This is a genomic window from Streptomyces sp. RKAG293, assembly GCF_023701745.1.
Lineage (GTDB): Bacteria > Actinomycetota > Actinomycetes > Streptomycetales > Streptomycetaceae > Actinacidiphila.
Window position 1 is genome coordinate 6,632,860 of sequence record NZ_JAJOZB010000001.1, and the last position, 17,857, is coordinate 6,650,716.

Here is a 17,857-nt window from a genome sequence, read left to right on the forward strand (position 1 = left end):
GTGTTCCGTCGTCGTCGCAAGGAGCGCGAAGACGCCCTCGACGAGCTCGAGGGCGCGAGCCCGGACGAGCTGGCCGAAGACGCCGAAGACGCCGGGGAGTCCGACGACTCCGGCGAATCGGGTCGGTACAACCTTCCGCCCGCCCCCAGGCCCGACGGGCCCTGGGACCTGAGCGAGGTCAAGCAGCCCGGCGAGGGCCGGGTGGACCTCGGCGGACTGTTCGTGCCCGGTGTCGAGGGCATGGAGCTGCGCGTCGAGGTGGCCGGTGAGTCGATCGTCGCCGCGACCGTGGTGCTGAACGACAGCGCTGTCCAGCTCCAGGCGTTCGCCGCCCCGAAGTCCGAGGGCATCTGGGGCGAGGTGCGGGACGAGATCGCGTCCGGCATCACCAAGCAGGGCGGCATCGTCGACGAGATCGAGGGTTCGCTGGGCTGGGAGCTGCGCGCGCAGGTGCCCGTACAGCTGCCGGACGGTACGAACGGTGTGCAGCTGGTCCGCTTCATCGGCTGTGACGGTCCGCGCTGGTTCCTGCGCGGGGTCATCTCCGGCCAGGGCGCGGTGCAGCCGGAGGCCGCGGGCCTGCTGGAGTCGGTCTTCCGTGACACCGTCGTGGTGCGCGGCGAGACGCCGATGGCGCCGCGCGACCCGATCGTGCTGAAGCTGCCGACCGACGCCCAGATGGTGCCCGAGGGCATCGCGCAGGAGGAGAGCGAGGGGCCGAAGTTCGGCGACGGGCTCGACCCGCTGCGCCGCGGCCCGGAGATCACCCAGATCCACTAGAACCCGCCGCACCCCGTTCCACCGGTGCGCCGGAGGACCGACCACGGCCAGGGGCCGGATCCATGATCACGGATCCGGCCCTTCGCCATGTCCGGAGGGCGGGACCGGGGCCGGGACCGGGGCCTTGGACCGGGGCCTTGGACCGGGGCGGGGGCCGGGAGCCCGGGCCGGGAAATCCTTGACCGGGTGGATAGGCTCCAGCTGGCAAGCGCGTACACGCAGCGGTACGCCGGCCGGGGCCGACGGGTGCGGCGCACGGCCGGGAACGACCACAACGGGGTGTGGCCCGGTGATCCGGGTCAGGAGGGGGACAGCGCATGAGCGAGCAGTCGACGGGGCACGCGGGGACGGCGGTCGCGGACGGGCCGGCGACCGGGGAGATGGTCGTCGTCGAGGACCTGCGCCGCACCTACGGCAGCGGGGAGACGGCCGTGCACGCGCTGCGCGGTGTCTCCTTCCGGGTGCCGCGCGGTGAGCTGGTGGCCCTCAAGGGCCGTTCCGGCTCCGGCAAGACCACCATCCTCAACCTGGTGGGCGGCCTGGACTCGCCGGACGGCGGCCGGATCACGCTGGACGGCACCGACCTCGCCGGGCTCGGCGACAACGGCCTGCTGGCGCTGCGCCGCGACCGTATCGGCTTCGTCTTCCAGTCCTTCGGACTGATCCCGATCCTCACCGCCGCCGAGAACGTCGGCGTCCCCATGCGGCTGCGCAAGGTGCCGCCGCGCGAGCGCGAGGAGCGGGTGGAGCTGCTGCTGTCGCTCGTCGGGCTCTCCGACCACGCGGCGCAGCGCCCCGGCGAGCTGTCCGGCGGCCAGCAGCAGCGGGTCGCCATCGCCCGCGCCCTGGCCAACCGGCCCGTCCTGATCATCGCGGACGAGCCGACCGGCCAGCTCGACGCCGAGACCGGGCTCGCCGTCATGGAACTGCTGCGTGCCGTCGTCCGCAGCGAGGGCGTCACCGCCCTCGTCGCCACCCATGACGCCCAGCTGCTGGCCCTGGCCGACCGGGTGCTCGAACTGCGCGACGGCCGGATCGTCGACGAGGGCTGATCCCCCCACCGGCGGTGCCGGATGCCACTACAATCGGCGTCCGATCCGTGCCGTCGGCAGGGGTCCGGTTGGGGGGGGAGAACGCCGTGGAAGCACGGATCTCGGTGGACAGCGGCAGCGCGGTCGCCGACCTGGAATCACTGGACGGCTGGCTGCGCGGGGAGCCCGGACTGGCCGGTCGGGTACGGGCCGAGGGCGGTGAACCCGCTCCCACCGAACTCGGTTCGCTGCCGGATGTGCTGACGGTGGCGCTCGGCGCGGGCGGCAGCGTCACGGTGCTCGCGGCGTCGCTGCGCGCCTGGATCTCCCAGCCCCGGCGGTCCGATGTGAAATTGACGATCAGTCAAGAAGGCGGCCGGTCCGTGGAGATCGACGCCAAGCGGGTGAAGGGCGAGGATCTGGGGGCCCTTCTCCAGCAGGTGCTGGATGCCGACGGGCCGGTGTAGTGGCCGTCCGCCTGCCGGATCCACGCCGCTCCCGGATCGTGCTGATCGGTGCGAGTACGTACACGGCCCCGGAACTTCCCGACCTTCCGTCCGTGCACCGCACCATCGAGGACCTGGCCGGGCTCCTCACCGATCAGTACTACGGCGTCGTGCCGGAGGAGCACTGCACGGTCCTGCTCGACGAAGGAGACCTCCGCACCATCGGTCAGCGGTTGCGCACGACGATCCGTGAGGCCGAGGATCTGCTGCTGGTGTACTACGCGGGACACGGACTCGTCAGCGGCCGGCGGCATGAGCTGTATCTCGCGCTGCCGGACAGCGACTGGGACGACCCGGAGTTCAGCTCCCTGGAGTACGAGAAGCTGCGCAGCGCTGTGCTCGACAGCCCCGCCGCCACCAAGGTCATCATCCTGGACTGCTGTTTCTCCGGTCGTGTCGTCACCGACACCATGGCCGGCGGGGAGGCCGCGGAGCTCGGCCAGATCGAAGTGGCGGGCACCTACGTCCTCACCTCGGCTCAACGGGACCAGGTCGCCCTCGCCCTTCCGGGCGAGCACCACACGGCGTTCTCCGGACGGCTGATGCGGCTGCTGGCCGAAGGCGTCGTCGGCGGACCCGAACTCCTGACGGTCGACGACCTCTACCAGCGGCTCAAAGCGACCATGGCGGCCGAAGGGCTGTCCACCCCCCTCAACCGGGGCACCCAGACCGCGAGCAACATCGGACTGGGGGTGAACCGGGCCTTCGCCGCGACCATCGGTCCGCAACTGCGCCAGCAGCACATCGCCGCCGTCGAGCAGGGGAAGAGCGGTGACTGGCCCGGGGCATCCGCGATCCTGCAGAAGATCGCCGACGAACAGACCCGCATCCTGGGCGCCGAGCACACCGACACACTGCGCACCCGGCAGTCCTACGCGCACAGCCTCGGCGGCGCGGGCGGCCCGGTGGAAGCCGCACAGCTCCTGCGGCAACTGCTTCCGGAGCAGTTGAGGTTACTGGGGCCCGATCACGAGGACACCCTGCGAACCCGGCAGTTCCTCGCCGTCAACCTGGGGGAAGCGGGCTTCCGGGACGAGGCGGTCGGCATGCTGCGCATCCTGCTCGCCGACCGGGGGCGGGTGCTGGGGCCGGACAGCCCGCACACCCTGCGCACCCGCCACATGCTGGCCCGCAACCTCGCGTTGACGGGTGCGACCGATGAAGCGATGGCGCTGCTCAGGCAGTTGGAGCAGGAACGGGAGCGGCTACTGGGGGCTGAGCATCCGCACACGCTCCGGGCGCGGGACGATCTGGCGGCCTTGACGGTTCAGGAGCGTTGACGATGTTCGAGAAGTTCACCTCCCGCGCGCGGCAGGTTACGGTCCTGGCCCAGGAAGAAGCCCGGATGCTCAACCACCATCACATCGGCACGGAGCACATCCTTCTCGGCCTGATCCATGAGGGCGAGGGTGTCGGTGTCAAGGTGTTGGAGAGCCTCGGGATCTCGCTCGAGGCGGTCCGCCAAGAGGTGGAAGAAATGATCGGGCAGGGACAGCAGCGCCTGTCCGACGCGATCCCCTTCACCCCCCGTGCCAAGAAGGTCCTGGAGCTGTCGCTCCGCGAGTCCCTTACGCTCAACCACAACTACATCGGCACCGAGCACATCCTGCTGGGTCTGATCCGCGAGGAGAAGGGCGTCGCCGCTCAGGTCCTCGCAAACCACGGGGCCCACCTGGACATGGTCCGGCAGCAGGTCATCCACGCCCTCAGCCCGCGGTGGCCGACTCCTGAGCCCCCGCTTCAACGGGCTCCCAAGTCCTCGTCGCTCACCCGTCTGCTCCAGTTCGGGCACGACCTGAGCGAATCGGCACGGACCGGATCACTCCAGCCCGTCGTCGGCCGGGCCCAGGAGATCGAGCGGCTGATGCAGGTCCTCGCGCGCCGGACCAGGAACGTTCCGGTGCTCATCGGCGAGCCGGGGGTGGGAAAGACCGCGATCGTGTCGGGACTGGCCCGGACGCTGGCCTCCGACAACGCACCGGAGATGTTCCGCGGCCGGTTCGTCTGCTCCCTGGACCTCGGTCCGCTCCTCGGCGACGCACAGACGCGCGGCCATTTCACCGGGCTGCTGGACGAGTTGATCGACGAGATCCAGGCCACCGCCGGCCTGGTGCTCTTCCTCGACAACGCCCTGACGCCGCTGCACACGCCGGCGGGGTCCGGGGAGGCACTGGCTCTTTTCCGGCGGGTGCTGTCCCTGGAGGGAGTGTCCGTCATCGGCGCGGCCACCACAGCGGCATACGGCCGCTGGGATCCGGACCCCGATCTGAGCCGGATCATCCAGCCCATCGTCGTCCAGGAACCTCCGCCGGACGAAGTGCTGGTCATTCTCCAGAGCGTTCGCGAGCGCTTGGAGACGCACCACCGGCTCGCCATCACCGATCAGGCGATCGCCGCCGCCGCGTTCCTGGCGAAGGAACACATTCCGGCGCAGCCGCTGCCGGGTAGCGCGATCGACCTGCTGGACGAGGCGAGCGCCCAGGCCCGGGTCCGCGCGCCCGAACAGCGGCCCGATCTGGAGAAGTTCGACGAGCAGATCGCCGCGTTCCAAAGTATCAAGGAGGCGCACATCGATGAGCAGGACTTCGAGGGGGCGGCAGCGGCCAGGGACAGGGAGGTGGAGCAGATACGGGCCAAGGCCGAAGTGGTGAAGGCATGGGACATGCGGAGGTTGGTTCCGGAGGTCACCGAAGCCGAGGTCGTACAGGCCCTCGCGGCGTATTCGGGTGTCCAGCCCGTCGGCCGGTACGAACCGCCGACGGAACCGGGCCGGGACCGACTGCGCACGGCGGCCGAACACGACCCCTCCGTATGGGCGCTCAGCTGACGGACCGGTGCCCGCTGCCGTTCAGCGGGCCTACGGGACGTGGCAGCCGGTGGCACCGCCCGCGATGGGCGGCGCCACGGCTGCGGCCCGCACGTCAGGCGCCGACGACCACCTTGTGATCGGCGGTGAAGGGCTTGCCCGCTATCAGCTCGGACGCGGTGCCGTCAGGGCCGACCGGGACGTCACCTATCAGGGTGACGCGGTGCAGCCGGCGCTCGACGTCGAGGTGCTCGATGTCGCGCGGTGCGAGGTGCGCGGTGGCGCGGTTGTCCCAGAAGGCCACGCTGCCGGCCTCCCAGCGGAACCGGACGGTGTACTCGGGCCGGGTGATCTCTTCGTAGAGCAGGTTGAGGACGGCCCGGCTCTCGCGCGGGGTGACGTCCACCAGGTGGCTGGTGAAGCCGGGGTTGACGAAGAGCGCGCGCTCACCGGTCTCCGGGTGCACCCGTACGACCGGGTGTACGGCGACGAGCAGATTGTCGTTGATCCGGCGGGCGTACTCGCTGTTGCCCTCGGTCTTCTCCGCGCCGCCGTAGCGGTGCTCGGCGCGGAGCGTGTCGACGAAGGCGCGGACGGGCGCGGACAGGCCCTCGTACGCGGCGACCAGATTGGTCCAGGTGGTGTCGCCGCCGAACTCCGGGACGGACTCGGCACGCAGGATCGAACCGGCGGGCGGGTTGACGGCCGCGGTGACGTCCGTGTGCCAGCCGGCGAAGTAGCTGTACTGGCGCTTGCGCACGGCCTCGCGGAAGCCGGCGCCGTACCGCTTCTCGTAGCGGCGCGGGTCGATGGTGAAGATCTCCGGGTGGTCCTCCGGCGGGGTGTCGTCGTGCGGGTGGGCGTAGGTCAGCTCGCCGAACTGCCGGCCGAAGGCGATCTGCGAGGCGTGATCGAGCTCCTGGCCGCGGAAGAAGACCACCTTCCAGCGGTGCAGCGCCTCCTTGATCACGAGGAGGTTCTCGTCGGAGAGCGGGAGCGAGAGGTCCACGCCGGAGATGTCGGCGCCGGTGTGGCCGGAGGCCGGACGGACGGTGACGGTCATGGTGATCAGCCCTTCGTCGGCTATGAGTTGAAGTTCTTGACCAGGTCGAGGTCGAACCGGGGCGGTGAATCGACGTGTCGCGCCCAGCGGGCGCGGTCCGGCGCCGACCGATGCACAAAATGGAGCGGCTGAAGCCCGGCGGGAGAAGGGAGACCAGGCGCCGGGAGAGGGATGGAGATCAGGCGCCAGGAGGCGGGACCGCCCGGTCAGCGCGTGCGGCCGGCAGGGCCGGCGAGGGGGGCGCGACCGGCGATGCCGGTGGAGCCGGTGGGACGACAGCCGAGACCGGCGAAATGGTGGGCGCGGAAGGCGTTGACCGCCTCCCGCCCGGCGGCGTCGCGCGCCGCTGCCCTACCTGTCACGTCCATGGGTCGATTCTCCGGAACCCGGGGCCGCCGGGCAATGATTAACGACACGGTGGAAGAAACCCTGCCGCCGGACCGGCTACGCCGACCGGGCCGTACGCAGTTCCATCGGCCGCCGGTAGACCGCGTCGAGCACCACGGCCCCGGCCGCGACCGCGAGCACCTGCTCCCCGAAACTCGTGGGGACCACGGCCCGTTCGGGGTCCGTGCACAGATGGGAGTGCGCGGCGACCTCCTCGTAGAGGTCGGGCAGCAGCTCGGGGAAGTGCACCGCCGCGGCCTCCGCGACGACCAGCACCTCGGGGTTGATGACGTCGAGCAGCAGGGCCGCCGCCCGGCCCACCGTGCGCAGCCGCTCGCGCAGCATCAGCACCGCGCCCGCGTGGCCTTCGCGGGCCCGGGACAGCAGCAGCCGGAAGTCCGGCACGGGCACGATGCCGGCCTCGAAGGCGCGCTGGGCCAGACGGAGTTCGGACACCGCCTCCTGGAGGCAGCCGGTACGGCCGCACGCGCACCGCTGTCCGGGAGCGCCGAACGGCAGATGCGCGACGTCGCCCGCGCCCGACCTGCGGCCGCGCAGCACGCTGCCGCCCGTCGCGATCGCCGCGTCGACCACGTTGCCGACGAAGAGCTGCACCAGCTCCTCGCGCCCCACGCCCGCCCCGAACATCAGCTCCGCCTGCGCCAGCGCCCGTGCGTGCCCGTCGACGTGGACCGGCAGCCGGGTCGCGGCGGTCAGCACGCTCCGTACGGGGACGTCCCGCCAGCCCAGCGGGGCGTGCTCGACGACGGTGCCCTGTTCGCTGTCCACCCAGCCGCCGGTGACGACCCCGAGGCCGAGCACGGAACGCCCGGCGGCGTGCCGGTGCAGGAAGCCGGGCAGATGGCCGCGGATGCCGCCCAGGACGTCGCCCACCGAACCGTCGTGCGGCAGCCGTTCCTGGGCCGTCACCCGCCCGCGCAGGTCCACCACGGCGAAGGTGGTGTGCGGCAGCGCGATGTGCACCCCGCAGACGGCGTGGTGGACGGGGTCGACGTCCACCGGCACCTGGGGCCGGCCGGCTCGTGGCGGACCGTCCGGCGGCGGCAGCTCGCGCAGCAGCCCGAGCCCGATCAGCTCGGCGGTGTGCCGGGAGACGGCGGCCGGGCTCAGCCCGGTGTCCCGCGCCAGCGCGGTCCTGGCCACCGGACCGCCCCGCAGCACGGCCCGCAGCACCGCCCCGGTGGCGCCGCCCTCGCCGCCGCGGCCGGCGGCCGGCGCGGACACGGACGGCAGGGCGACGAGCCATGGCGGGCGGTCGGTGGAGGGCATGCGCCGATGCTCGCTGGCGGCGCGCGGCGGGTCAACGGTCCGGCGTTACGTCCGTATGGCAGTCCTGCGAACGCGGTCCGTCACCGTCCGCCGGGGCCTCTCGCGGCCCGTCCGGCCCGGGAGAACCGGGGCCGGCGAGGGCCCAGGGGGGGTTAAGGCGCCGTCAAGGTACTCCCCGGGGGCGACCCCGGTCCCATATGTCCCCTTCGGTCGTTCTAAGGTCGAGACAAGCGCCGCACGCGCGTCCGGGCGACAGGCGCATCCGAGCAGAACGATGGGGCCATGGCACGCGGCAAACTGCGCATCTACCTCGGGGCGGCCCCCGGCGTGGGCAAGACCTACGCCATGCTCTCCGAGGCGCACCGGCGTACCGAGCGTGGCACCGACATCGTCGTCGCCTTCGTCGAGCACCACCGGCGCCCGCGCACCGAGGTGATGCTGCACGGCCTGGAGCAGATCCCGCGCCGGGAGCTGGAATACCGCGACGCGGTGTTCACCGAGATGGACGTGGACGCGGTGCTCGCGCGGCATCCGGCGGTCGCGCTCGTCGACGAGCTCGCGCACACCAACGTGCCCGGCTCGCGCAACGCCAAGCGCTGGCAGGACGTCGAGGAACTGCTCCAGGCCGGGATCGACGTCGTCTCCACGGTCAACATCCAGCACCTGGAGTCGCTCGGCGACGTCGTCGAGTCGATCACCGGCGTCCGGCAGCGCGAGACCGTACCCGACGAGGTGGTGCGCCGCGCCGACCAGATAGAGCTGGTCGACATGTCGCCACAGGCGCTGCGGCGCCGGATGGCGCACGGCAACATCTACGCCTCCGACAAGGTCGACGCGGCGCTCTCCAACTACTTCCGGCCCGGCAACCTCACCGCGCTGCGCGAACTGGCGCTGCTGTGGGTCGCCGACCGGGTCGACGAGTACCTCCAGGAGTACCGCGCCGACCACCGGATCTCCGCCGCCTGGCAGGCCCGCGAGCGCATCGTCGTCGGCCTCACCGGCGGCCCCGAGGGCCGTACCCTGATCCGCCGGGCCGCCCGGATGGCCGCCAAGGGCTCAGGCAGCGAGATCCTCGCCGTGCACATCGTCCGCAGCGACGGGCTGGCCTCGGGCTCCGCCAAGGAGCTGGCCGCCCAGCGGACCCTGGTGGAGGACCTCGGCGGATCGTTCCACCACGTCATCGGGGAGGACATCCCCGAGGCCATGCTGGACTTCGCCCGCGGGGTCAACGCCACCCAGATCGTGCTCGGCACCAGCCGCCGCAAGGCCTGGCAGTACGTGCTGGGCCCCGGCGTCGGCTCCACCGTCGCCCGCGAGTCCGGCGACATCGACGTCCACATCGTCACCCACGAGCACGCCGCCAAGGGCCGCGGACTGCCCTCCGCGCGCGGCGCCAGCCTGGGCCGCGCACGGGTCGTGGCCGGCTGGCTCACCGGGGTCGTGGGCCCCGTCCTGCTGGCGCTGCTGCTCACCAACTGGCACCCCGGGATGAGCCAGGCCACCGAGATGCTGCTCTTCCTGACCCTCACGGTCGCGGCGGCGCTGGTCGGCGGGCTGCTCCCGGCGCTGGCCTCGGCCTTCGCCGGATCGCTGCTGCTCAACTACTACTTCACACCGCCCACCCACTCCTTCACCATCGCCGAGCCCGAGAACATCATCGCGATCGTGATCTTCGTCGTGGTGGGTCTCGCGGTGGCCTCCGTGGTGGACCTCGCGGCCCGCCGCACCCAGCAGGCCGCCCGGCTGCGCTCGGAGGCCGAGATCCTGTCGTACCTGGCCGGCAGCGTGCTGCGCGGCGAGAGCTCCCTCGAGGCCCTGCTGGAACGGGTCCGCGAGACGTTCGGCATGGACTCGGTGGTGCTGCTGGCCCGGGACAGCGACCACGGCGCCTGGACCCGGGAGGCCAGCGTGGGGGAGCGCCCCTGCCTGCGCCCCGAGGACGCCGACGTCGAGGTGCCGGTCAGCGACCGGCTCTCGCTGGCGCTCGCCGGTCGGGTGCTGCCCGCCTCCGACCGCCGGGTGCTCTCCGCCTTCGCCGCGCAGGCGGCCGTCGTCATGGACCGGCGGCGGCTGGAGGGCGAGGCGGAGCACGCCCGCGAGCTGGCCGAGGGCAACCGCATCCGCACCGCACTGCTCGCGGCCGTCTCCCACGACCTGCGGACTCCGCTGTCGGCCATCAAGGCGTCGGTGTCGTCGCTGCGCGCCGACGACGTCGCCTGGTCCGACGAGGACGAGGCGGAGCTGCTGGAGGGGATCGAGGACGGCGCCGACCGGCTGGACCACCTGGTCGGCAACCTCCTCGACATGTCCCGCCTGCAGACCGGCACCGTGACCCCGCTGATCCGCGAGATCGACCTCGACGAGGTGGTGCCGATGGCGCTCGGCGGCGTCCCCGAGGGCAGCGTCGTCCTCGACATCCCGGAGAGCCTGCCGATGGTCGCGGTCGATCCCGGCCTGCTGGAGCGCAGTGTCGCCAACGTCGTCGAGAACGCCGTGAAGTACAGCGCCCCGGGCTCCAAGGTGGTGGTGGCCGCCAGCGCGCTGGGCGACCGGGTGGAGGTGCGGGTCGTCGACCGCGGCCCCGGGGTGCCGGAGACCGCCAAGGACCGGATCTTCGAGCCGTTCCAGCGCTACGGCGACGCCCCGCGCGGCAACGGCGTCGGCCTGGGCCTCGCGGTCGCCCGCGGCTTCGCCGAGTCCATGGGCGGCACGCTGGTCGCCGAGGACACCCCCGGCGGCGGCCTGACCATGGTCCTCACCCTCCAGGCCGCCCTCGGCGGCCGTCCGGCCCGTCCGGACCTGCCGGCGGGGGCCACGTCGTGACGGCGGGAGTGGACAGGACCGCGAGCAGCAGCACCGTGACCGACGTGAAGGTCGCGACCGAAGCAACCGGCACGACCCACGTGACGGCGACCGAAGCGACCGATGTGACCGAGAAGAGGAACTCCATGTACCGGGTGCTCGTGGTGGACGACGAGCCGCAGATCGTGCGCGCGCTCGTGATCAATCTGCGGGCCCGCAAGTACGAGGTGGACGCCGCCCACGACGGCGCGAGCGCGCTGCAGCTGGCCGCCGCCCGCCACCCCGATGTGATCGTCCTGGACCTCGGCCTGCCGGACATGGACGGCGTCGAGGTGATCCGGGGGCTGCGCGGCTGGACCCGGGTCCCGATCATCGTCCTGTCGGCCCGCCAGACGTCCGACGAGAAGGTCGAGGCGCTCGACGCCGGCGCGGACGACTACGTCACCAAGCCGTTCGGCATGGACGAGCTGCTGGCCCGGCTGCGGGCCGCCGTACGCCGGGCGGCGCCCGGCGGGCCCGAGGACGACGCGGCGACCGTCGAGACCGAGACCTTCACCGTCGACCTGGCGGCGAAGAAGGTCAACCGCGGCGGCGCCGACGTCCGGCTCACCCCGACCGAGTGGCATCTGCTGGAGGTCCTGGTCCGCAACACCGGGCGGCTGGTCAGCCAGAAACAGCTCCTGCAGGAGGTGTGGGGGCCCTCGTACGGCACCGAGACCAACTACCTGCGGGTCTACATGGCGCAGCTGCGGCGCAAGCTGGAGGCGGATCCCGCGCATCCGCGGCACTTCATCACGGAGCCGGGCATGGGCTACCGCTTCGAGCACTGAAAGGCCGCTTCGAGCACGGAAGAGCCGCTTCGAGCACGAACGGACATCCGCGGGGTGGCGATCGGCCGTCCGGCGTAGCGGACGCCTTGTCGGCCGGGCCCGGTACGCTGGAGACATGAGTGGTGCCACCCGTTCGGACCGACCCACCGGCCGCTTCCGGCGCATGATAGACCGCCTGTCGTCCTCCCAGGAGGAGCTGCACTCCGAGGAGCTGCAGAAGGACGCCCTGTCGGTCGGCTGCACGCGGATCTGCGACTGCGGGGACCGGCAGATAGTGACGGTGACCGGTAGTCTGCGCACGGTCACACTGCGACCGCGGGCCGGCGTGCCCGCGCTGGAGGCGGAGCTGTTCGACGGCTCCGCCGCCCTTGACGTGGTGTGGCTGGGACGCCGCAGTATCAGCGGGATAGAGCCGGGGCGCAAGATCATCGCCTCCGGCCGGATCTCGATGAACCACGGCCGTCCCGTCCTGTTCAATCCCAAGTACGAACTGCGTCCGGTCGGACAGGAGTAGTCGGTGGCGTCGATCGACAAGCAGACAGAGGACCCGCGGACCGGGGAGGGCACGGACGGCGATTCGAAAGCGATCACCGAAGCCGCCCTCTTCGAGGCGTTCGGCGGCATCCGGGGCATGGTGGAGACCACCGTGCCCGGCCTGGTCTTCGTCCTGATCTACACGATCAACAGAGATATCCACATCGCGGCCATCGCCGCGCTCAGTCTTTCCGTGCTGCTCGGGATCGCCCGGCTGGCCCGCAAGGACACCCTCAAGCACGCCTTCAGCGGTGTGTTCGGGGTGGCCTTCGGCGCGGTCTTCGCGATGATGTCCGGCGATGCCAAGAACTTCTACCTGCCGGGGATGCTCTACACCCTCGGGCTGGCCGTCGCGTACATCGCCACCGCCATCGCGGGCGTCCCGCTGCTGGGCCTGATCCTCGGCCCGGTCTTCAAGGAGAACCTCTCCTGGCGCAAGCGCAACCCCGGCCGGCTGCGCGCCTACACCAAGGCCAGCTGGGCCTGGGGGCTGATCCTGCTGGCCAAGTCGGCGATCCTCTTCCCGCTGTACTGGTGGGGGGACGCCACCCAGCTCGGCTGGGTCAAGGTGGCGCTGGGCATCCCACCGATGCTGCTGTCCGTCTACCTGACGTGGATCTTCCTGTCGAAGGCTCCGCCGCCGATCAACGTGATCGCCGAGATGGAGGCCGAGGAAGAGGCGAAGAAGGCCGCGGCCGCGTCCTGATCTCCGCTCATCCCGCTCGACCCCGCTCGACCCCGCTCAGCTCCGCTCAGCATGACGACGGGCGCCCCGGACCTTCCCGGTCCGGGGCGCCCGTCGTCATGACCGGTCCTGTCAGTCCTCGCGCTGGACGGACAGCAGGTCCTCCAACTGCTCCTCGCGGTGCGGTGCGGCGACGAACAGCAGCTCGTCACCGGCCTCCAGCGCGTCGTCCGAGGTCGGTGTGAGCACCCGGTTGCCCCGGATGATCGTCACCAGCGAGGTGTCCTGCGGCCACTCCACGTCACCGACGCGGGTGCCGACCAGCGCGGCCTCCGGCGGCAGGGTGAGCTCCACCAGGTTCGCGTCACCCTGGCTGAAGCGCATCAGCCGGACGAGGTCGCCGACGCTCACGGCCTCCTCGACCAGCGCGGACATCAGCCGCGGGGTCGAGACGGCCACGTCGACGCCCCAGGACTCGTTGAAGAGCCATTCGTTCTTGGGGTTGTTGACCCGGGCGACGACCCGCGGCACCCCGTACTCGGTCTTCGCGAGCAGCGAGACGACGAGGTTGACCTTGTCGTCACCGGTGGCGGCGATGACCACGTTGCAGCGCTGCAGCGCCGCCTCGTCCAGCGAGGTGATCTCGCAGGCGTCGGCGAGCAGCCACTCGGCCTGCGGTACCCGCTCCACCGAGATGGAGGTGGGGTTCTTGTCGACGAGCAGGACCTCGTGCCCGTTCTCCAGCAGCTCGCCCGCGATCGAGCGGCCGACCGCGCCGGCTCCGGCGATGGCGACTCTCATCAGTGCGCCTCCTCAGGACCCTTGGCACACGCGGCCTCGACCTCGGCGACTCCGTCGGTGCGCATCATCACGTGCACCAGATCGCCTTCCTGCAGCACCGTCTGGGAGGTCGGCAGCATCGCCTCGCCCAGCCGGGTGAGGAATGCCACACGGACCCCGGTCTCGTCCTGCAGTTTGCTGATCTTGTGACCCACCCAGGCCGGCGAGGTGTGCACCTCGGCGAGCTGTACACCGCCGCTCGGGTCCCGCCACAGCGGCTCGGCGCCCGACGGCAGCAGCCGGCGCAGCATCTGGTCCGCGGTCCACCGCACGGTGGCCACGGTCGGGATGCCGAGCCGCTGGTAGACCTCGGCACGCCGGGGGTCGTAGATCCGGGCGGCCACGTTCTCGATACCGAACATCTCCCGGGCCACCCGGGCCGCGATGATGTTGGAGTTGTCGCCGCTGCTGACCGCCGCGAAGGCGCCTGCCTCCTCGATTCCGGCCTCGCGAAGCGTGTCCTGGTCGAACCCGACTCCGGTCACCCGGCGCCCGCCGAACCCTGATCCCAGACGGCGGAAAGCCGTCGGGTCCTGGTCCACCACAGCGACCGTATGACCTTGCTGTTCGAAGGATTGCGCAAGAGTGGAACCCACCCTTCCGCAGCCCATAATCACGACGTGCACGCCCGTCCTTCCGGCTGTCAACATTTTTGGCCGATACCCGATAAGCGTCTCAGACCGCGGCCCAAGCTACACACGCTGGCACCCCAGCGGGAGGTTGTGGACGGCCCGAGGGGGACTTTGCCTTCTCTTAGGAGGGTGGCGGTCGCATGCACGTACGGCGCAGCGCTTACCATCCTCTCCGTGCCCAAACTGACTGACCTGCCGAAACGGATCTTGATCGGCCGCGCCCTGCGCAGCGACAAGTTGGGAGAAACGCTCCTCCCTAAGAGGCTCGCGCTTCCGGTGTTCGCCTCCGACCCGCTCTCGTCGGTCGCGTACGCGCCCGGCGAAGTGCTGCTGGTCCTGTCGATCGCGGGCGCGTCCGCCTACCACTACAGCCCGTGGATCGCGGTCGCGGTCGTCGTGCTGATGTTCACCGTCGTGGCCTCGTACCGGCAGAACGTGCACGCGTACCCGTCCGGCGGCGGTGACTACGAGGTCGCCACCACCAACCTCGGGCCGAAGGCCGGTCTCACGGTCGCGAGCGCGCTGCTCGTCGACTACGTGCTGACCGTCGCCGTGTCCGTCGCCTCGGGCATCGAGAACCTCGGCTCGGCCGTACCGTTCTTCGCCACCCACAAGGTGCTGGGCGCGGTCAGCATGATCTTCCTGCTGATGGTGATGAACCTGCGCGGGGTGCGTGAGTCCGGGTCGATCTTCGCGATCCCGACCTACGCCTTCGTCGTCGGCGTCTTCTGCATGATCCTCTGGGGCTGCTTCAAGATCGCCACCGGCGACACCATGGAGGCGCCCACCGCGCACTACACGATCCACGCCGAGGTCAGCGGGATCAGCGGCTTCGCCCTGGTCTTCCTGTTGCTACGGGCCTTCTCCTCCGGCTGTGCAGCGCTCACCGGGGTCGAGGCCATCAGCAACGGTGTCCCGGCCTTCCAGAAGCCGAAGTCCAAGAACGCCGCCACCACGCTCGCCGCGATGGGCGTGCTCGCCGTCACCATGTTCTGCGGCATCATCGCGCTGGCCATGTACACCAAGGTCCGGATGGCCGAGAACCCGGCGACCGACCTGCTGGTCGACGGCAAGCCGGTGGGCCCCGGCTACACCCAGGACCCGGTCATCGCGCAGGTCGCGGAGGCCGTCTTCGGGCACAACTCGATCCCGTTCATCTTCCTGGCCGCGGTCACCGCGCTCGTCCTGTTCCTGGCGGCCAACACCGCGTACAACGGCTTCCCGGTCCTCGGGTCGATCCTCGCCCAGGACCGCTACCTGCCGCGCCAGCTGCACACCCGTGGCGACCGGCTCGCGTTCTCCAACGGCATCGTGGTGCTGGCCGGCTTCGCCGCCGTCCTCGTCTACCTCTACGGCGCCGACTCGACCCGGCTGATCCAGCTGTACATCGTCGGCGTCTTCGTCTCGTTCACGCTCAGCCAGATCGGCATGGTCCGGCACTGGAACCGCCACCTGCGCAGCGAGACCGACACCGCCAAGCGCCGCCACATGCACCGGTCCCGGGCGATCAACACCTTCGGCGCCTTCTTCACCGGCATGGTGCTGATCATCGTCCTGCTGACGAAGTTCACGCACGGCGCCTGGGTCGCGGTCCTCGGCATGGTGCTCTTCTACGCGATGATGACCGCCATCCGGCGCCACTACGACCGGGTGGCCGAGGAGATCGCGGCGGGCGACGAGCGCACCGACGAGGAGGTGCGCCCGTCCCGGGTGCACTCGATCATCCTGGTCTCCAAGGTCCACAAGCCGACGCTGCGCGCCCTGGCCTACGCCAAGCTGATGCGCTCCGACACCCTCGAAGCGCTCAGCATCAACGTCGACCCGGCCGACACCAAGGCCCTGCAGGCCGACTGGACCCGGCGCGGCATCGACGTACCGCTGAAGGTCCTGGACTCGCCCTACCGCGAGATCACCCGGCCGATCATCGAGTACGTGAAGGGCCTGCGGCGGGCCAGCCCGCGTGACGTGGTCAGCGTCTACATCCCCGAGTACGTCGTCGGCCACTGGTACGAGCACCTGCTCCACAACCAGAGCGCCCTGCGGCTCAAGGGCCGGCTGCTGTTCACCCCGGGCGTCATGGTCACCTCGGTGCCGTGGCAGCTGGACTCCTCCGAGCGGGCCAAGGTCCGGGCGCGCAAGCGTGCCGACTGGAACGCCCCCGGCGCGATCCGGCGCGGCCCGGTCAGCCCGCCGAAGCGGGACAAGGAACACACCGGCCAGAAGTAGGCCGTAAGGCGGGGGGTGCGGCGGGACGTAGACTGGTGAGCTGCCGTTCTACGGTCCCGCCCGCACCACCCCGCCGCACCACCTCTCGCAGGAGCCTGTTCATCATGCAGAACCGTACGAAGGAACAGGCCGACGAGCTGGTCGGGGAGCGCTACGAGGTCGAGGTCGGCCCCGTCGCGCACGGCGGTCACTGCATCGCCCGTCACGAAGGACGGGTGCTCTTCGTCCGGCACGCACTGCCCGGTGAGCGCGTCGTCGCGAAGGTCACCGAGGGCGGACCGGACTCCAAGTTCCTGCGTGCCGACGCCGTGGAGATCCTCCAGGCGTCCCCCGACCGCGTCCCGGCGCCCTGCCCGTACTCCGGCCCCGGCGCCTGCGGCGGCTGCGACTGGCAGCACGTCGCCCCCGGCGCCCAGCGCCGGCTGAAGGTCGACGTCATCACCGAGCAGCTCAGCCGCCTCGCGGGTCTGAGCCCGCAGGACGCCGGCTGGGACGGCACCGTCGAGCCCGCGCCCGGCGACCAGGGCGTCGAGGGCAAGGTGCCCGCGTGGCGCACCCGCGTCCAGTTCGCCGTCGACGCCGAGGGCTACGCGGGACTGCGCCGGCACCGCTCGCACGAGATCGAGCGGATCGACCAGTGCCTGATCGCGGCGCCCGGCGTCACCGAGCTCGGCATCGAGACGCGTGAGTGGCCGGACACCGCGTCCGTCGAGGCCATCGCCGCGACCGGCTCCAACGACCGTCAGGTCATCGTCACCCCCACGCCCGAGGGCCGGCTGCCGATCGTCGAGCTGGACCGGCCGGTCTCGGTCGCCCGCGTCGACGAGCAGGGCGGCGTGCACAAGGTGCACGGCCGTGGCTTCGTCCGCGAGCGCGCCGTCGGCCGCACCTGGCGGGTCGGCTCCGGCGGCTTCTGGCAGGTCCACCCGCAGGCCCCCGACTTGCTGGCCGAGGCGGTCCTGGACGGCCTCCAGCCGCGCGACGGCGACACTGCCCTCGACCTGTACTGCGGCGTCGGCCTCTTCGCCGGCGCGATCGCCGAGAAGGTCGGCGAGACCGGCGCGGTGCTGGGCATCGAGTCCGGCAAGCGCGCGGTGGAGGACGCCCGGCACAACCTGGCCGATCTGGAGCGCGTGCGGATCGAGCACGGCAAGGTCGAGTCCGTACTGCCGCGCACCAAGATCACCGAGGCCGACCTGATCGTCCTCGACCCCCCGCGGGTCGGCGCCGGCAAGTCCACCGTCAAGCACCTCGCCTCGCTCGGCCCCCGCCGCATCGCCTACGTGGCCTGCGACCCGGCCGCGCTCGCCCGCGACCTGGCGTACTTCGCGGAAGCGGGCTACAAGCCGGTCTCGCTGCGCGCCTTCGACCTCTTCCCGCTCACGCACCACGTCGAGTGCGTCGCGATCCTGGCGCCGGTGGCGAAGTCGGCCTGAGGCTCCGGT

The 17,857-nt window shown here is 71.2% G+C and carries 16 protein-coding genes; 11 read left to right on the forward strand and 5 right to left on the reverse strand.

Going from position 1 to position 17,857, the window contains the following annotated elements; all coding sequences use genetic code 11:
* The 5 genes from LNW72_RS29470 to LNW72_RS29490 all read left to right on the forward strand — a co-directional run bounded on the left by LNW72_RS29470 (position 1) and on the right by LNW72_RS29490 (position 5,144).
* Positions 1–780, forward strand: a complete 780-nt coding sequence (locus tag LNW72_RS29470; protein ID WP_250978122.1) for a DUF3710 domain-containing protein — start codon at positions 1–3, stop codon at positions 778–780.
* 317 nt (positions 781–1,097) lie between these two features.
* Complete coding sequence (locus LNW72_RS29475; RefSeq protein WP_250978123.1) at positions 1,098–1,832, forward strand: ABC transporter ATP-binding protein; 735 nt, start codon at positions 1,098–1,100, stop codon at positions 1,830–1,832.
* A gap of 86 nt (positions 1,833–1,918) precedes the next feature.
* Positions 1,919–2,278 carry a hypothetical protein gene (locus LNW72_RS29480; protein ID WP_250978124.1) on the forward strand — a complete coding sequence of 120 codons (360 nt, stop codon included), beginning with the start codon at positions 1,919–1,921 and terminating at the stop codon, positions 2,276–2,278.
* The gene (locus LNW72_RS29485) at positions 2,278–3,597 is read left to right on the forward strand and encodes a tetratricopeptide repeat protein (protein ID WP_250978125.1); all 1,320 of its coding nucleotides are present in this window, start codon (positions 2,278–2,280) and stop codon (positions 3,595–3,597) included. The genes LNW72_RS29480 and LNW72_RS29485 overlap by 1 nt, the downstream gene beginning before the upstream one ends.
* A gap of 2 nt (positions 3,598–3,599) precedes the next feature.
* Complete coding sequence (locus LNW72_RS29490) at positions 3,600–5,144, forward strand: Clp protease N-terminal domain-containing protein (protein WP_250978126.1); 1,545 nt, start codon at positions 3,600–3,602, stop codon at positions 5,142–5,144.
* 94 nt (positions 5,145–5,238) lie between these two features.
* Here the strand turns inward: LNW72_RS29490 and LNW72_RS29495 are convergent, their stop codons facing one another.
* The 3 genes from LNW72_RS29495 to LNW72_RS29505 all read right to left on the reverse strand — a co-directional run bounded on the left by LNW72_RS29495 (position 5,239) and on the right by LNW72_RS29505 (position 7,863).
* A complete protein-coding gene (locus LNW72_RS29495; protein WP_250978127.1) occupies positions 5,239–6,186 on the reverse strand; it encodes a TauD/TfdA family dioxygenase in 948 nt (315 codons plus the stop codon).
* A gap of 206 nt (positions 6,187–6,392) precedes the next feature.
* Entirely contained in the window at positions 6,393–6,554 is a 162-nt protein-coding gene (locus LNW72_RS29500; protein ID WP_250978128.1) for a hypothetical protein, read from the reverse strand.
* 76 nt (positions 6,555–6,630) lie between these two features.
* Complete coding sequence (locus tag LNW72_RS29505) at positions 6,631–7,863, reverse strand: ROK family transcriptional regulator (protein ID WP_250978129.1); 1,233 nt, start codon at positions 7,861–7,863, stop codon at positions 6,631–6,633.
* 282 nt (positions 7,864–8,145) lie between these two features.
* Between LNW72_RS29505 and LNW72_RS29510 the strand changes: the two genes are divergently transcribed.
* The 4 genes from LNW72_RS29510 to LNW72_RS29525 all read left to right on the forward strand — a co-directional run bounded on the left by LNW72_RS29510 (position 8,146) and on the right by LNW72_RS29525 (position 12,735).
* Positions 8,146–10,686, forward strand: a complete 2,541-nt coding sequence (locus LNW72_RS29510) for a sensor histidine kinase KdpD (RefSeq protein ID WP_250978130.1) — start codon at positions 8,146–8,148, stop codon at positions 10,684–10,686.
* 125 nt (positions 10,687–10,811) lie between these two features.
* Positions 10,812–11,495, forward strand: a complete 684-nt coding sequence (locus LNW72_RS29515; RefSeq protein ID WP_138356561.1) for a response regulator — start codon at positions 10,812–10,814, stop codon at positions 11,493–11,495.
* Positions 11,496–11,610: 115 nt separating this feature from the next.
* Entirely contained in the window at positions 11,611–12,009 is a 399-nt protein-coding gene (locus LNW72_RS29520) for an OB-fold nucleic acid binding domain-containing protein (RefSeq protein WP_138356513.1), read from the forward strand.
* 3 nt (positions 12,010–12,012) lie between these two features.
* Positions 12,013–12,735, forward strand: coding sequence for a DUF3159 domain-containing protein (locus tag LNW72_RS29525; RefSeq protein ID WP_138356514.1), 723 nt, complete (start codon positions 12,013–12,015; stop codon positions 12,733–12,735).
* 111 nt (positions 12,736–12,846) lie between these two features.
* On the opposite strand, the gene LNW72_RS29530 is transcribed toward LNW72_RS29525, so the two are convergent.
* On the reverse strand, positions 12,847–13,515 hold the full coding sequence (locus LNW72_RS29530; RefSeq protein WP_250978131.1) for a TrkA family potassium uptake protein: 669 nt from the start codon (positions 13,513–13,515) through the stop codon (positions 12,847–12,849).
* Positions 13,515–14,180, reverse strand: a complete 666-nt coding sequence (locus LNW72_RS29535) for a TrkA family potassium uptake protein (protein ID WP_250978132.1) — start codon at positions 14,178–14,180, stop codon at positions 13,515–13,517. Before LNW72_RS29535 ends, LNW72_RS29530 begins: the two co-directional genes overlap by 1 nt.
* A gap of 180 nt (positions 14,181–14,360) precedes the next feature.
* On the opposite strand from LNW72_RS29535, the gene LNW72_RS29540 reads away from it, so the two are divergent.
* Together LNW72_RS29540 and LNW72_RS29545 are read left to right on the forward strand one after the other, a co-directional pair.
* Positions 14,361–16,412, forward strand: coding sequence for an APC family permease (locus tag LNW72_RS29540; RefSeq protein ID WP_250978133.1), 2,052 nt, complete (start codon positions 14,361–14,363; stop codon positions 16,410–16,412).
* 104 nt (positions 16,413–16,516) lie between these two features.
* Positions 16,517–17,848, forward strand: coding sequence for a class I SAM-dependent RNA methyltransferase (locus LNW72_RS29545; RefSeq protein ID WP_250978134.1), 1,332 nt, complete (start codon positions 16,517–16,519; stop codon positions 17,846–17,848).
* The last annotated feature ends 9 nt before the right edge of the window (positions 17,849–17,857 follow it).

What these genes read in the sequence shown, in the direction of transcription:
- LNW72_RS29475 (WP_250978123.1), top strand. Translation starts at nt 1,098, where the DNA reads ATGAGCGAGCAGTCGACGGGGCACGCGGGGACGGCGGTCGCGGACGGG.
- LNW72_RS29490 (WP_250978126.1), top strand. Translation starts at nt 3,600, where the DNA reads ATGTTCGAGAAGTTCACCTCCCGCGCGCGGCAGGTTACGGTCCTGGCC.
- LNW72_RS29495 (WP_250978127.1), bottom strand. Translation starts at nt 6,186, where the DNA reads ATGACCGTCACCGTCCGTCCGGCCTCCGGCCACACCGGCGCCGACATC.
- LNW72_RS29500 (WP_250978128.1), bottom strand. Translation starts at nt 6,554, where the DNA reads ATGGACGTGACAGGTAGGGCAGCGGCGCGCGACGCCGCCGGGCGGGAG.
- LNW72_RS29505 (WP_250978129.1), bottom strand. Translation starts at nt 7,863, where the DNA reads ATGCCCTCCACCGACCGCCCGCCATGGCTCGTCGCCCTGCCGTCCGTG.
- LNW72_RS29510 (WP_250978130.1), top strand. Translation starts at nt 8,146, where the DNA reads ATGGCACGCGGCAAACTGCGCATCTACCTCGGGGCGGCCCCCGGCGTG.
- LNW72_RS29515 (WP_138356561.1), top strand. Translation starts at nt 10,812, where the DNA reads ATGTACCGGGTGCTCGTGGTGGACGACGAGCCGCAGATCGTGCGCGCG.
- LNW72_RS29520 (WP_138356513.1), top strand. Translation starts at nt 11,611, where the DNA reads ATGAGTGGTGCCACCCGTTCGGACCGACCCACCGGCCGCTTCCGGCGC.
- LNW72_RS29530 (WP_250978131.1), bottom strand. Translation starts at nt 13,515, where the DNA reads ATGAGAGTCGCCATCGCCGGAGCCGGCGCGGTCGGCCGCTCGATCGCG.
- LNW72_RS29545 (WP_250978134.1), top strand. Translation starts at nt 16,517, where the DNA reads ATGCAGAACCGTACGAAGGAACAGGCCGACGAGCTGGTCGGGGAGCGC.